The organism is Solibacillus sp. FSL K6-4121, assembly GCF_038002585.1.
GTDB lineage: Bacteria > Bacillota > Bacilli > Bacillales_A > Planococcaceae > Solibacillus > Solibacillus faecavium.
The window spans coordinates 1867584-1882995 of sequence record NZ_JBBOCS010000001.1; the positions used below are offsets into that span (position 1 = coordinate 1867584).

Sequence of the window (15412 nt, forward strand, 5' to 3'; positions counted from 1 at the left end):
ACAGCCTCTTTTTTAAATAAGAAATAAGAGCCGAATTAAAGGAGAAATTTATGGTACAAGTAATTAAAGCAAAAAACGGTGTGCGCATTGTAACAGAGCAAATGCCGCATGTCCGTTCATTATCTGTTGGAATCTGGGTCAACGCAGGCTCACGCTATGAAACGAAAGTAGAAAACGGGATTACCCATTTCATTGAGCATATGCTATTTAAAGGAACAAAAAACCGAACAGCTCGTCAAATCGCAGAAGAATTTGACCGGATTGGCGGGGAGATTAATGCCTTCACGTCAAAGGAGCATACGTGCTATTATGCAAAAGTGCTGGACCATCATGGTGAGCTGGCGGTTGATATTTTAGCGGATATGTTTTTTAATTCGTTATTTACGCAGGAAGATATCGAGCGGGAACGACAAGTAGTGCTTGAAGAAATATATATGAGCGAAGATGATCCGGCTGATGATGTACATGAGAAATTATGGGGTGTCATGTTCCCAGAGGATGCTTTAGGGAGACCAATTTTAGGGACGCCTGAAACATTGGCGACTTTTAATGAAAAGATGATTCGCGACTATATGGCGAAACATTACGGTCCTCAAAATGTTGTCATTTCAATAGCTGGTAATATCGAAAAAGATTTATTGGAAAAGGTGGAAGCATTGTTTGGAAACTATGAAGCTAGCGCGGAATCGATTGTTTCCAAGCCTTCTTATCCAACATTTACACCAGGTGAAATTGAAAAGTTACGAGATACAGAACAAGCACATATCGCTATTTCGTTCCCGGCAATTTCTGTAAAAGACCCGAAAATGTACAGCTTTATTGCACTGAACAATATTATCGGTGGCAATATGAGTTCACGCCTGTTCCAGGAAGTACGGGAAGAACGCGGACTAGCATATTCCGTATTCAGCTATCAGTCGAGTTATGAGGATGTTGGAACATTTACAATTTACGCTTCAGCTTCCAAACAAAACTTGGATGCGCTCAAGCAGCAAATCGATCAAACTTTATTTGATCTCGTAACAGGCGGGATAACGGAAGTTGAACTGGATAATGCAAAGGAACAACTAAAAGGCGGTTTCGTATTAGGTCTTGAAGGAACAGAAGACTTTATGAACCGTAATGGGGTTAATGAGCTTATTCATCAAAACCATCGTACTGTTGATGAAGTGTTGGCAAAAATTGATGCGATTTCAATGGAAACAATTGATGAGCTCATTACACAAATTTTATTAACCGAGCCGGCGATTGCCATTATCGGACCGGAAAACGAATAACGCAAAAGGACAGCGCGTGCTAGCAGTTAGCATACGCTGTTCTTTTAAAATTCTGCTGCCTGAAACTTTATTGCAGCTGATTTATAATATTGATAATAGATTATAAAACCAATAATCGAAACAATCGGTGCCCCCATTAGTTCAATGTCCATAATACTAAATATAAGCATGATGAGGAAATGAACAAACGTAAACATAAAAAAGTAGCCCAGCATTGTTCCAATTGATATGCTTTTCGTACCTTTTGTCGGATTACTTAAATAGTTTTTCAGCATCGAGCCGACCGAAGCAATTCCTGCAGCAAAAGCGATTGAAAGTAGTGACAATTCAATGCCCCCGATTTGATTTTCCAAATATAAATATGTTTGATAAACCCCGATAGGAACTGTAATGATAAGCAAAAGCAGCAAACTGAAAACAAATAAACTTTTAACAAAGCCCCTTGGGTCAATCGGCATTATCCGGAATTGTTTCATAAAGTGGTTTTCGATCAAGTAGCTCATACCTAATGATGGCGAGAGCATCAGAAAATAGAAAACCATAAAACCAAAATTAATTTCTTTCAAAATGATCCACTGAATCCCAATCATCCCTACAATAAATAAAAAAACAGTGATAAATAGTTTTCGCGATAGATAAAAATGCATTTTAAGCAGTGTAATCATGTGACATCCCTCCTGTTTTCACGAAAGTAAGTGATGCTTGCAGCAATGATGAGAACAAATAATAAAACAAAGAATAATACTGTGCTCTTTAAAGTTGTCAGGTTTTCAAAGAATGACAAAAATTGTGTAAACGCCAATGGAATAAAGATAATGGAAAGGTTTATAAAATATCCGAATTTGACACGGCGAAACAGCAGGAACAAAGCGACAATAAAAAAGCTGATACCCAAGCTTACTAATAGCTGTTTGACGGAAGGCAAAACAAGTTGCTGTTCGAGTAATGTTTGGATCGCGCTCGTTGCTACAATTGTATAAAGGATATAGTACAGTGTGTAACGTCCTAAAAAAGAGAGGTCTACAATGAAAAATGTCTTTTTGGAAATCGGAAACAAACTTGTCATGACAAGCTGGCTCTCACGTTGATCCAAATAAACGGCACAAAGCGCTGTTATACTGATGGATAGTATAAAGTACGCAGCCGATTCGGCACCTTCAAATAATAATGGAAGAGCAAAAACTGATGCCACAAGTGGTGTAAACAAAATCCATGTTGCCAGTTCCTGTTGATAATAACGAAAAAGCATCTGTTTCATTATTTTCGCCCCTTTACGAAAAACAGCATCAGATCATCAATCGTCGGTTTTTGCAGTTCAATAACAGGGTTCACAAATTCACGCATGACTAAATACTCCACTCCAAATACATAATCCCGTTTACCAACAATCGAATGATTCGGTATTACTTTCGCTTCTTCAAGTGATCCTTTCCAAATCCCGTAGCCGTATAGCAAATCATCTTTGTTTTCACTAAACAGAATTTCGCCTTCATGAATAAACGTAATCGTATCCGCAATTTTCTCTAAATCGGTTGTAATATGCGAAGAGAACAATATCGCATGATCTTCCTGTTCCATAAAACTTTGCAGCATACCCAGCACTTCATCACGTACAATCGGATCAAGTCCGCTCGTAGGTTCATCCAACAGCAAAAGTTTTGGGCGATGTGCCAATGCCAACGCAAGGGCGAGCTTCATTTTCGTTCCTTTAGACATCGTTTTAGTTTTGTCGTACTTTGGTACATTAAGCTGCTCAAGTAAATCATAAAAATAAGAACGGTCCCAAGTAGGGTATACATGGCCGTAAAGCACATCGAGATCTTTTGTGGTAAAGTTTTCGGGCACATGCAGTTCATCAAACACAACACCGATTTGAGACTTTAACTCCACTTCATGCGCAACATGATCCTTTCCGAACAAGAGAATATCGCCTTCGATTTTTTTCAGTAAATTTAATATGATTTTTATTGTCGTTGATTTCCCCGCGCCATTTTGCCCAATAAAGCCTGCAATTGTCCCGCTTTCAACAGTAAATGAAATATTATTTAATCGGAAATTCTTGAATTGTTTCGATACATTTTTTACTTCAATTGCATTCATCGTCATTCCTCCAATAGTAAATCGAGTAAGTCATGCAGCTCCTGTTTTTGCACATTTGCCGTTCTTGCAATGGATACTGCTTTTGTAAAATGAACTTCAATGTGACGGATCAGCTCTTCACGCAGAAAGTCCTGATTGCGCTCTGATACATAGCTTCCTTTGCCGGCAATTGTTTCAATAAAGCCGTCCCGTTCCAAATCCGCATACGCCCGCTTTGTCGTCATGACACTAATTTTCAGTTCCTTCGCAAGAGCCCTTATTGAAGGTAGGGCATCTCCTGTAACAAGCGCACCTGTTAAAATAGCCTGCTTTAGCTGATCGGTAATTTGTTCATAAATCGGCTTTTCGTTATTATTGCTTAATTTGATTATCACTGTGATCACCCCCTAATGTACAACTGTATATGTACAGTATATACAGTTGTTTAATGGATGTCTACTTAAAGTTTAGAAAATTTTGGATGTGATGAAATAAGGGAAGATTTTTCGCTTATTTTCAAAATGACGGGTGTTTTAGGGGAAATAAGGGAACAAATTTCCGTTATCCTTCAAAAAATTAGATTTTTTCAAAGATATTCACTCAATAACGGAAATTTCTACCGCTATTTCAGCTGTTTTTAATGGGATTTATGGAATAAGGGAAATTCTTACCTTTATTTTTACTAAGCAAATACCTAGAAAATCTTTAGTTACTGCATTTCAACTTAATATGTTGAACCATTTCACTTCTAACTGACTTGATGCATATAGTAATGGTAGGCTCTTACAAGAGGAGGGATACAATGCTTTTATCAGAGCTCGCTGAGAAAGAATTAATCGAAATGGAAAACGGGGTTCGATACGGCTTTTTAGCAGAGACCGAATGTATTTTCGATGCAAAGACAGGGAAAATTACAGGCTTTGAAATGCCGCCACAAATGGTGAAAATGCCATTTCAAAAGAAAAAGCCAGGTATGGTGAAGTATATTCCTTGGGAAGAAATTATTTTGATTGGCGAAGATCGAGTATTATTTCAAAAAACAACATCATCTTTAAAGCATGCAAATGATGAATGAACGTTGGCTAATAATTGGAACAGATGAACGAATGCGGTTTTTAGCAAAGCAATTATCTACGAATGATCGTACCGTTTACTACAAAAATACGGCTGTATGGGATGAAGCATTAAACAAAGTAGCGTTAGAGTTACACCCGACAGAAGTTGTGCTGCCTATTCATCCTTTAACAATTCAGGTGGATGAACTATTAGGTATACGTCAAGCGCAGTTCTTTGCAGGAAAACTTAATGACGAGTGGAAGCAGCTTCTTCAGGAGAAGCGGATTCATTATTATTTAACAGATGAAACATTTATTTGGAAAAATGCAGCGCTTACTGCAGAAAGCTTTTTAGCTCATTTATATCAGGGGAAAGTGAATGTGCAGTATAAAACATTCATTATCACAGGATTTGGGCGTGTAGCAAAAATGCTTGCATTGTTTTTAACTCGTTTAAATGCGAAAGTTATTATCGCAGTAAGATCCGACCATCAAAAAGCTGAGGCGCTTGCATATGGCTACAAAGGTATAGAACTTAAGGAAGGAAACAGTGTGGATGCTGATTTCCTTATTAATACGATTCCAACAGATTGGCTAACAAAAAACTACGCATCATGGACTACACGTCCAATTTATGATCTTGCTTCAAGTCCAGGGTGTCTAAATGATGTGAAATTATCTCAATATGAATTATTACCAGGATTACCCGGCAAATATTTTCCGCAGGCTGCGGCAAGGTTGTTAACAGAAACAATACTAGAATTGCGAAAGGAGGATAAAAGTGCTTGAAGGAAAACGCATTGGTTTAGGGATAACAGCATCACATTGTACTTATGAAGATGTTGTACCGAAGATTTCCCAGTTTCGAGAAGCGGGTGCAACAGTAGTACCGATTATTACCCCTTCTGTATTACATGCTGCAACACGTTTCGGAACAGGTGAAGAGTGGATTGCAAAAATAGAAGAGCAGGCGGGAGAAAAGGTTGTCAGTTCGATAGCAGAGGCAGAGCCCTTTGGACCTAAAAACCCATTGGATTGTATGGTGATTGCACCAATGACAGGCAATTCAATTAGTAAATTTGCCAATGCTGCTACAGACAGTGCAGTATTAATGGCTGCAAAGGCGACATTGCGCAATGGCTCACCTGTTGTTCTCGGTATTTCAACGAATGATGCACTTGGTTTAAATGGTATGAATTTAATGAAACTTATGAATGCAAAAAACATCTTCTTCATTCCATTCGGTCAAGATGATCCAATTAATAAACCTACGTCGCTTATAGCAGATTTCACAAAAATGCTCGATACTGTAGCATATACGCTCGCTCATAAAAAACAGATTCAACCAATATTTATACAATATTTTAAATAATCAAAATTCCTAACACAATTCAAATAATATATGTTACAATATCCAACATTATATACATACCGATATTTTTAGGAGAGATGAGACATGTTGAAAAAGTTAAATGTTGCGGTAGTAGGAGCAACTGGAGCAGTTGGTACAAAAATGATGGAGAAATTAGTAGAGCGTAAATTTCCGATTGCATCTATTAAATTTTTAGCTTCTGCTCGTTCTGCAGGTAATCAAATAGAATTCAACGGTGAGACTTATACAATAGAAGAAGCAAAACCTGAAAGCTTTGAAGGTATTGATATTGCATTATTTTCAGCAGGTGGCGCTGTTTCGGAGGCTTTGGCACCCGAAGCAGCAAAACGTGGCGCAATTGTAATTGATAATACGAGCCACTTCCGTATGGATCCGGAAGTGCCGCTTGTAGTACCAGAAGTAAACCGTCATGCACTAAAAACGATTCCTAAAGGGATTATAGCAAACCCAAACTGTTCAACAATTCAAATGGTCGCAGCATTGCAGCCAATTCGTGAAAAGTTTGGCTTAACAAAAATCGTTGTATCGACATATCAGGCTGTATCAGGTTCAGGTATTGCAGCGATTGATGAATTGCGTGATCAAAGCGCACAATGGGATGCAGGCAAAAACGTGGAAGCAAAAGTTCTTCCTGTAAAATCGGATAAAAAACATTATCCAATCGCACGTAATGTCATTCCGCAAATTGATAAGTTTACGGACAATGGCTTTACATATGAAGAAATGAAAATGATTAACGAAACGAAAAAGATTATGGAAGCACCTGAATTAAAAGTTGCTGCTACTTGTGTCCGTGTACCGGTCGTATCAGGTCACTCGGAATCGGTATATATCGAGCTTGCCGAAGAAGCGACAGTACAGCAAATTTTCGACGTATTAAAAGATGCACCAGGAATCGTTTTACAGGATGATGTAACACAGCAAGTTTATCCGATGCCAATATTTGCAGAAAACGAGGAGCCGACATTCGTTGGACGTATTCGCCAAGATTTGGACAATAAAAAAGGATTCCACTTATGGATTGTGTCAGATAATTTACTAAAAGGTGCTGCACTCAACTCTATTCAAATCGCAGAGGCTATGCTAGAGGATAACTTACTATAAGGGGAGGATTTAGTAATGGATTTTGGACGAATTGGTACAGCGATGATTACGCCGTTTAAAAAGGACGGCACGATTAATTATCCTGAACTAGAACGAATTATTGACCATTTGATTGATAATGGAACAGATTCGATTATCGCTTGTGGAACAACTTCAGAAAACCCAACGATGTCAACGGAGGAAAAAATTGAGGTCGTTCGTTTTACTGTCGAAAAAGTAGCGGGACGTGTGCCGGTTATTGCAGGTACAGGGGATAACGAAACTGCCTATTCAATTATGATGACACATAAAGCTGAAGAAAATGGCGCAAATGGGATTATGCTTGTTACACCATATTATAATAAGCCAAACCAGCGCGGTATGTATGCCCACTTTGAAACGATTGCCAAAGAAACTTCACTGCCGGTAATGCTATATAATGTACCTGGTCGAACGGGTGCAAATATATTAGCGGAAACGACGATCGCTTTAAGCAAGGATGTACCGAACATTACTTGCATTAAAGAAGCGAGCGGCAATTTGGATCAAATGGGTGATATTATTGAAAATGTTAATTCAGACTTCCTCGTATACTCAGGAGATGACGGGTTGACGTTACCATTACTTGCAATCGGCGGTCGAGGTATCATTTCGGTTGCTTCACATGTAGTCGGAAAAGATATGCAGCAAATGGTCCGTGCTTTTGAAGAAGGACGCCATCAGGAAGCAGCCCAAATTCATCGTGCCTTACTACCATTAGTTCGTGCATTATTTGCACAGCCTAATCCATCACCAATTAAATATGCGATGACAAAATTAGGCTTTGATACATTAGATGTTCGTATGCCAATGATGGAAATGCTGCCTGAAGAAAAAGCAGCATTTGATGACATTTGGAATACGTATCAGGCAAAAGCAGAACAGTTCCGCGCTCTACAAACAAACTAATAAGTAAACAACCACTACTTTCAAATGAGGTAGTGGTTGCAGACTGTAGACAAACTCGAAGAAATTTGGGTTTGCCTACAGTCTTTTTTATTAAAATAAAATTAACTAAAAAAACCGTTGATTTCCATTCCGGGACCGATGCTTTCCCCGGGCACGGCTCCAGCTAACTAAATGGTGCCAAGAGCGGCAGGCACCATTTAGTGGATCTTCCGCACGTGCGGTTCCCGGTGGAGTCACGGTCCCTCCATTCCAATCAACTTATTCATCGCTTTAAATAAAGTGAGATACGATATCTACGATAACTAGTAATCAAATCAAATCAATGAACATGAACAACTTATTCCTGCTAAGCATCTAATAAAAATTTATAATAAAAACAGACTAAGATATAAGTAGAAATTTCTTCTTTGTATAAGGGAAATACTCTTATTAAGAAATTAATATTATATGAATTGATTGGAGTGAAGGGGCGACTCCTGGGGGAACAGCAAAATTTTTTTTGCGACGAGTAACCGCAGGAGCACCGACGCCTGAGACTACACGCTCAGGCCGTGCCCCCGGAAAGCGTCCCCGTAACGGAAATCAATTCTGGCAGAAGCAGAAAACTATCTATTTTTTCTTTGGAAAAATAGATAGTTTTCGTTTTTGTCCCAGGCTAGACAACCTGCAACCACTATTTTCAAAGAGGTAGTGGTTGTTTTTTTATAAGTCATATAAATCGATTTGATCGCGCGATATGTTATATTGGAAATAACAAACTCTTTAGGCGCTGTAATGGTTTAGCTTTTACATATTTTTCATAAAAAAGATAAAATCACTTTTTTATTTGTACTAACGACATTCTCACCGTATAATGAAGTTTAAGTGGTTGCTGTTCGGAACAATTTAGGAGGAAATAAAGTGACAAAAACAAAAAATGAACTAATCCGTGTCATTCCATTAGGTGGAGTTGGCGAAATCGGAAAATCAATGTATGTAATAGAAATCGATGAAGAGCTATTCGTAGTAGACAGCGGGCTCATGTTCCCAGAGGACGAAATGCTGGGTATTGATATAGTTATTCCAGATATTACTTATTTAGAGGAAAACAAAGATCGCGTAAAAGGAATTTTCCTTACGCACGGACATGAAGATGCAATTGGGTCGATTGCGTATGTACTAAAAAAAGTAAAGGCTCCTGTATACGGGTCTAAATTAACGATTGCACTAGCAAAAGAACATTTAAAAGAATTGCCGGCACCATATCAGGTGAAATTCTTTGAAGTAACAAGCAATAGCCGTATGAATTTTAATTCAACGTATGTGACATTCTTCCATACAACGCATAGTATTCCGGATTCTTTAGGTATTGTGTTCCATACTTCTGAAGGGGCAATCGTTCATACTGGTGAATTTAAATTTGACCAATCAGCAACAGGCAAGTTTAAGCCAGATTTAGCAAAAATGGCGATGCTTGGAGAAGAAGGCGTCTTTATGCTTTTATCGGAGTCTATTGAAGCAGAACGTCCAGGCTATACAACAAGTGAAGCGGTTGTTGCAGAAGAATTGCAAAAAACTTTCCACTCGGCACCAGGCAGAATTATCGTAGCACTTTATGCTTCGAACTTCATTCGTATCCAGCAGGTGTTTAGACAAGCTGCTTCATCGTACCGAAAAGTTGCAGTAGTCGGAAAATCTTTGGAGAAAATTGTCGATATCGGCGTTAACTTAGGTTATTTGGAAGTAGACGAAGACATCATTGTGCCAGTAAATGAAATCCATAAATATCAGGACGATGAAATTATTGTGATGGCAACAGGCAATAAAGGCGAGCCACTTGATGCACTAGATAAAATTGTCCGTAAACATCACCGTGATATTAAAATCAAAAATACAGATACAGTATTAATTACATTTACACCTTCACCAAGCATGGAAGTGCAAATGTACAACACGATGAATCAACTTGCAAAAGCAGGTGCAAATGTCATGACATCGAATAAGAAAGTACATGTTTCGGGTCACGGCAGTGCAGAAGATTTAAAATTAATGCTTAACTTTATGAAGCCTAAATACTTTGTGCCAATTCAAGGGGAGTACCGTATGCTAATTGCGCACTCTAAGCTGGCGCAACAAGTAGGTTTACAAAAGTCACAAATTTTCATCGCGGATAAAGGCGATATCATCGAATACAAAAACGGTAAAATGCGCATGACAGGCCGTGTACAAGCCGGAAATGTTCTAATCGACGGAATTGGAGTAGGCGATGTAGGTAATATCGTATTACGTGATCGTAAGTTACTTTCTCAAGATGGCATTTTTATCGTCGTTGTGACACTGAATCGTGCACAGAAGAAGATTGCATCAGGTCCGGAAATTTTATCACGTGGTTTTGTTTATGTGCGTGAGTCAGAGCAGTTAATGGAAGAAGCTGCTGACATGGCACGTGAAGTAATTGAAAAATACGTTGGTAAAGAAACGTTTGAATGGACGAATATTAAACAGGAAATACGAGATACATTAAATCAATACTTATTCCAAAAAACAAAGCGTCGTCCGATGATCATTCCAATTATTATGGAATATTAATTTTTAAAATAATTATAAATCCACTTCAACTATTAAAGTAGATGATTGGAATGAAGGGGAGGCGACTCCAGCGGGAAAAGCACGATGCCTGAGACTACAGGCTCAGGCCGTGCCCGCGGAAAGCGTCCGACCCGTAATGGAAATCATCCCTATATGATAAGGATGAACCATAGGAATAAACAAAAAAGGGTTTTCTTACTATTTGCGTGAGAAAGCCCTTTTTCTAACTTAATTTCAGTACGATCCTTGCAAAAGACGAAGGAAATGTTGAAATTACTATAGGGAAAATTGAAGCCAAATGTAAAAGTTCGGCGTTTATAATTAGGAACAACTTGAAGTAGGTGAACATCAATTGGAAAGAAAGAGAAATATTAAATCAAAACCAAAACCAAAAGCAAAGCCATCCTTAAAAGCAAAAAGTAAAGAGGAACTGCATCCACTTGCATATGAAATTATCGGAGTGCTGCTGATCGCCATAGCTATCATCGAGTTTTTGGAATTTGGTCTGGTCGGTAGATGGCTCCATTCATTGGCGATGTTTTTCTTTGGGAATTTGCATTTCATTATTCCGTTACTATGCTTTTTAGTCGCAGGAATGTTAATGGTAAAACGACGTGGCGTCGCTTTTAATAGCCGTGTTGTTTATGGAGTGCTTTTTGTCGGGGCAAGCTTAACGGTATTTAGTCATGGCTTGTTATTTGAACAATTACTTGCCACAAATACGTTGCTATCAAATTCGGTATTAAAAGAAACTTGGAGAATACTAATCAGCATGGAAGGTATTACGAATCGCAGTAACTCTCTTGGCGGTGGTATGATTGGCGGACTTTTGTTCAGCATGTTCCATGTACTGTTTGATTCATCAGGTACAAAAATTGCTGCATTCGTATTATTGTCCATTGGTGTTATTTTAATTACTGGTAAAGCACTCGTTCCGTTACTAATGGAAAAAGCACCAGATATTAAGAGCACATTGAAAAGAACGAAACGAAGCAAATTAAGTAAGGCAAATGCCGAAAGCAAAAAAAAAGTTCGACGTTCTAATGTAGAGCCACCCATGGAAGAAGAAGATGCCGCGGATTTGGAACAACTAATTATTACAGCCGCACCAGTCCGACAGGAGCCCATTATTTCAAATTTTGTTGAGCAAGTAAAACAAGAGAAACAAAAAGACATCGACGTGGAAGAAGTACCATTGAGTGAGCCGATTATGAGTATGGCGTCCAATACAGATCAAACGTATATGTTGCCATCCCTTCAATTATTAAATGCACCGCCTGAACACGATCAAAGTGGGGAATATTCGGTCATTCAAATGAACGCTAAAAAGCTGGAACAAACATTTTTAAGTTTCGGTGTAAAGGCAAAAGTGACGCAAGTTCATTTAGGACCTGCCGTAACGAAATATGAGGTTTTGCCGGATATAGGCGTGAAAGTGAGTAAAATAGTCGGTCTACAAGATGATTTAGCGCTCGCACTTGCTGCAAAAGATATTCGAATTGAAGCACCGATACCCGGAAAGTCTGCAATTGGGATAGAAGTTCCGAACAGTGAAGTCGCTATGGTAACTTTACGAGAAGTGATTGAAGCGAACGAACAAGTAAAAGTGGGCTCAAAGTTGTTCGTCAGCTTAGGTCGAGATGTTACAGGTCAATCCATTTCCGCCGAATTGAATAAAATGCCGCATTTACTTGTTGCTGGTTCGACGGGCAGTGGTAAAAGTGTATGTATTAATGGGATTATTATTTCAGTATTAATGCGGGCTAAGCCAAGTGAAGTGAAAATGATGATGATTGATCCAAAAATGGTAGAGCTCAGTGTGTACAATGGGATTCCACATTTATTGGCCCCTGTTGTAACGGATGCAAGAAAAGCTGCCCAAGCATTGCAAAAAGTAGTTTCGGAAATGGAACGCCGTTATGATTTATTTTCGCATTCAGGTACAAGAAATATCGAAGGCTATAATGATTTCATTGAGATGAACAATGAAGGGTTGTCTGAAAAACAGCCAAAACTTCCATATATAGTCGTTATCGTGGATGAGTTGGCAGACTTAATGATGGTCGCTTCTAGTGAAGTAGAAGACGCAATTACAAGGCTTGCACAAATGGCCCGAGCTGCAGGAATCCATCTGATCATTGCTACACAACGACCTTCTGTAGATGTTATTACCGGAATAATAAAAGCCAATATTCCATCACGAATTGCATTTGCCGTATCTTCTGCAGTTGATTCACGAACGATTTTGGATATGGGTGGTGCTGAACGTTTACTTGGACGCGGGGATATGCTGTATCTACCAGCAGGTGCATCGAAGCCCGTACGTGTTCAAGGTGCTTTTGTAAGTGATCAGGAAGTGGAAAAAGTAATTGGAAGCGTCATCCAGCAGCAAAAAGCACAATACGAGGAAGCGATGATTCCTACGGATGAACCGATAATAGATGCAATGGATGAAACCGATGAATTGTATGATGATGCAGTTCAACTTGTAATGGAAATGCAAACCGCTTCTGTCTCTTTATTGCAGCGCCGATTTAGAATCGGTTACTCACGGGCAGCAAGAATTGTTGATCAAATGGAACAGCGCGGCGTCGTAGGACCACCAGAAGGAAGCAAACCAAGACAAGTTTTAAAGTATTAGAAAGCCCATTATAACGGACTATTTCAATATTTCTGAATATATTATTTTCTATAAGTTTTTAAATAAATTCGCTAAATTTTCACAATAACATAACACATTTAAAGAAATATGTTTTCTTTTTACGTTGAAAGTGTTATATTATTCACGAATTAGTAGGAATGTTGTACATCAGATGTCTGATCTCTATGTTATGGTGGTGATACTAAATGACTATTAAAGCGGATCATCGTCATCTATACTTACAAGTTATTGATCGTTTAAAATCAGATATAGATAAAGGGATTTATTGTGAAAACGAAAAATTACCTTCTGAATTTGAACTTTCAAAAACACTCGGAGTAAGTCGTGCAACGCTTCGTGAAGCACTTCGACTGTTAGAAGAAGAAAATATCATAGTCCGTCGTCATGGGGTAGGAACATTTGTAAATCCAAAGCCGGTATTTTCATCAGGCATTGAGCAATTATCGAGTGTATCATCTATGATAGAAAACGCTGGGATGAAGCCTGGCACAATTTTTATTAGTGCAAAGGAAGAAACGGCTACGGAAGATGATGTGGAACGCTTCCAAACGGACATTGATGACAATGTTATCACGATTGAACGTGTAAGGACGGCAGACAATGAGCCAGTTGTCTACTGTGTAGACAAAGTACCGGCAAGTTTACTGCCAAAAGAATTTATAAGTGATCAAAATGTTTCAATTTTTTCGGCATTAGAGCAAACTGGTGCCATCCGTGTCGCATATGCGGTGACCTATATTGATCCTGTAGGCTTCCATGATGAAGTATCGCCGATATTAAAATGTGGCCCGGAAACATCTTTACTTGTATTGAAACAGCTACACTATGACGAAAGTGATCGTGTAGTGCTTTATTCAAAAAATTATTTCAGAGCTGACAAATTTAGTTTCCATGTAGTACGAAAACGGGTGTAGAACAATAATTTCTATTATTTAATTCCTGCTAATATCAATTACCTTTGAGGGGGACTCATTAATGAAAAAGCGTAAATTTGGTTTATTAATTTCATCTGTAGTAGCAACTGGAGCAATCTTGGCTGCATGTGGTACCGACGAAGAAAAAACGGATTCAAAAGACACTTCAAACAACAACACTGGTTCTGAAACAAACACAGGTTCTGACGAAGATTTTTCTATCGCAATGGTAACTGATGTTGGTGGCGTTGATGATAAATCATTCAACCAATCAGCTTGGGAAGGTGTTCAACAGTTCGGTGCTGACAACGGCTTAACTAAAGGTGACGGTGGTTTCGATTACTTACAATCACAATCAGATGCTGACTACAACACAAACTTAAACAACTTATTACGCCGTGACTTCGATTTAGTATTCGGTGTTGGTTATATGATGGCTGACGCAATTGGAGAAATCGCAAATGATAACCCAGATGCAATGTTAGCATTAATCGACTCTGCTGATGTTACTGCATCAAACATTGCAAATATCCTTTTCAAAGAGCAAGAAGGAGCATTCTTAGCGGGTGTTGTTGCTGCTTCAATGTCTGAGTCTGGTAAAATCGGTTTCGTTGGTGGCGTAGATATTCCAGTAATTAACCGCTTCCACGCTGGTTTCGTAGAAGGTGCAGAAGCAGTTAACCCGGATATCGAAATTCAAGTGAACTACACAGGTGCATTTGATGATGCTTCTAAAGGTAAAATCGCTGCAAACTCTATGTTCTCTTCAGGTGTAGATATTATTTTCCACGCTGCTGGTGGTACAGGTAACGGTGTATTCTCAGAAGCAAAAGAACGTAAAGCAAAAGACAAAGATGCTAACGTATGGGTAATCGGTGTAGACGCTGACCAATACGCAGAAGGACAAGTAGATGATTCAACAAATATCACTTTAACTTCTATGTTAAAAGGTGTTAACTCTGCTGTAATTGATATCGCAACTAAAGCGAAAAATGGTGAGTTCCCAGGTGGTACAACAACTGTTTACGGTTTAGCTGAAGATGGTGTTGGCTTAGCAGATTCTCGTGGCGCAATTCCACAAGAGGTAATGGATAAAGTAGAAGAATATAAAGAAAAAATTGCTTCAGGTGAAATTACAGTTTCTGAAGAAAAACCAAAACAATAATATAAACTTTTACGGAGTAATCATCATGGGGGTTTATTCCCCCATGATGATTTTCTACTGTATACAATAATTTTAAATATTCTGCAAAGTGTAATCTCTATTACCAGAAATTTCATAATTGCAGAAATTGTGAAAATGTAAGCGTTCTATTTCAATATAATATTGAAAAGGATATAATTGTTAACACGTCGAATGGTATAATTGGAACAAAAGATTGGAATAAAAGTTAATAGATGAAAGATTTTGTAAAAAATCTTTCATGTGTTAA

14 protein-coding genes are annotated in these 15412 nt (G+C 38.5%); 10 read left to right on the forward strand and 4 right to left on the reverse strand.

Annotation, left to right across the window (positions count from 1 at the left end; all coding sequences use genetic code 11):
* Positions 1-50: 50 nt before the first annotated feature.
* Positions 51-1277 (forward strand): M16 family metallopeptidase, encoded by a 1227-nt coding sequence (locus tag MHH95_RS09255; RefSeq protein ID WP_340727254.1) that lies wholly within the window; start codon positions 51-53, stop codon positions 1275-1277.
* A gap of 44 nt (positions 1278-1321) precedes the next feature.
* Here MHH95_RS09255 and MHH95_RS09260 read toward each other — a convergent pair whose 3' ends face one another.
* Genes MHH95_RS09260 through MHH95_RS09275 form a run of 4 tightly spaced genes read right to left on the reverse strand, consistent with a single transcriptional unit; the run spans position 1322 to position 3751 of the window.
* On the reverse strand, positions 1322-1942 hold the full coding sequence (locus MHH95_RS09260) for a hypothetical protein (protein WP_340727255.1): 621 nt from the start codon (positions 1940-1942) through the stop codon (positions 1322-1324).
* A complete protein-coding gene (locus tag MHH95_RS09265) occupies positions 1939-2535 on the reverse strand; it encodes an ATPase (RefSeq protein WP_340727256.1) in 597 nt (198 codons plus the stop codon). Before MHH95_RS09265 ends, MHH95_RS09260 begins: the two co-directional genes overlap by 4 nt.
* Positions 2535-3377, reverse strand: coding sequence for an ABC transporter ATP-binding protein (locus MHH95_RS09270; RefSeq protein WP_340727257.1), 843 nt, complete (start codon positions 3375-3377; stop codon positions 2535-2537). The genes MHH95_RS09265 and MHH95_RS09270 overlap by 1 nt, the downstream gene beginning before the upstream one ends.
* A 2-nt stretch (positions 3378-3379) precedes the next feature.
* Positions 3380-3751 (reverse strand): GntR family transcriptional regulator, encoded by a 372-nt coding sequence (locus tag MHH95_RS09275; RefSeq protein WP_340727258.1) that lies wholly within the window; start codon positions 3749-3751, stop codon positions 3380-3382.
* 407 nt (positions 3752-4158) lie between these two features.
* Here MHH95_RS09275 and MHH95_RS09280 point away from each other — a divergent pair, with 407 nt between their 5' ends.
* The 9 genes from MHH95_RS09280 to MHH95_RS09320 all read left to right on the forward strand — a co-directional run bounded on the left by MHH95_RS09280 (position 4159) and on the right by MHH95_RS09320 (position 15144).
* The gene (locus MHH95_RS09280; RefSeq protein ID WP_191698357.1) at positions 4159-4431 is read left to right on the forward strand and encodes a YlmC/YmxH family sporulation protein; all 273 of its coding nucleotides are present in this window, start codon (positions 4159-4161) and stop codon (positions 4429-4431) included.
* Positions 4415-5200, forward strand: a complete 786-nt coding sequence (locus MHH95_RS09285) for a dipicolinate synthase subunit A (protein WP_340727259.1) — start codon at positions 4415-4417, stop codon at positions 5198-5200. Before MHH95_RS09280 ends, MHH95_RS09285 begins: the two co-directional genes overlap by 17 nt.
* The gene (locus tag MHH95_RS09290) at positions 5193-5783 is read left to right on the forward strand and encodes a dipicolinate synthase subunit B (RefSeq protein ID WP_191698355.1); all 591 of its coding nucleotides are present in this window, start codon (positions 5193-5195) and stop codon (positions 5781-5783) included. Before MHH95_RS09285 ends, MHH95_RS09290 begins: the two co-directional genes overlap by 8 nt.
* 84 nt (positions 5784-5867) lie before the next feature.
* Positions 5868-6908: an aspartate-semialdehyde dehydrogenase gene (locus MHH95_RS09295; protein WP_340727260.1), complete on the forward strand. Its 1041-nt coding sequence runs from the start codon at positions 5868-5870 to the stop codon at positions 6906-6908.
* 15 nt (positions 6909-6923) lie between these two features.
* Positions 6924-7835 carry a 4-hydroxy-tetrahydrodipicolinate synthase gene (gene dapA / locus MHH95_RS09300; RefSeq protein WP_191698353.1) on the forward strand — a complete coding sequence of 304 codons (912 nt, stop codon included), beginning with the start codon at positions 6924-6926 and terminating at the stop codon, positions 7833-7835.
* A gap of 900 nt (positions 7836-8735) precedes the next feature.
* Positions 8736-10403: a ribonuclease J gene (locus tag MHH95_RS09305; protein WP_191698352.1), complete on the forward strand. Its 1668-nt coding sequence runs from the start codon at positions 8736-8738 to the stop codon at positions 10401-10403.
* Positions 10404-10773: 370 nt separating this feature from the next.
* Positions 10774-13044, forward strand: a complete 2271-nt coding sequence (locus MHH95_RS09310; RefSeq protein ID WP_445683005.1) for a DNA translocase FtsK — start codon at positions 10774-10776, stop codon at positions 13042-13044.
* 206 nt (positions 13045-13250) lie between these two features.
* Positions 13251-13979, forward strand: coding sequence for a GntR family transcriptional regulator (locus tag MHH95_RS09315; protein ID WP_336045873.1), 729 nt, complete (start codon positions 13251-13253; stop codon positions 13977-13979).
* Between the two features lie 61 nt (positions 13980-14040).
* Positions 14041-15144 carry a BMP family lipoprotein gene (locus tag MHH95_RS09320; protein WP_340727262.1) on the forward strand — a complete coding sequence of 368 codons (1104 nt, stop codon included), beginning with the start codon at positions 14041-14043 and terminating at the stop codon, positions 15142-15144.
* Positions 15145-15412: the final 268 nt, after the last annotated feature.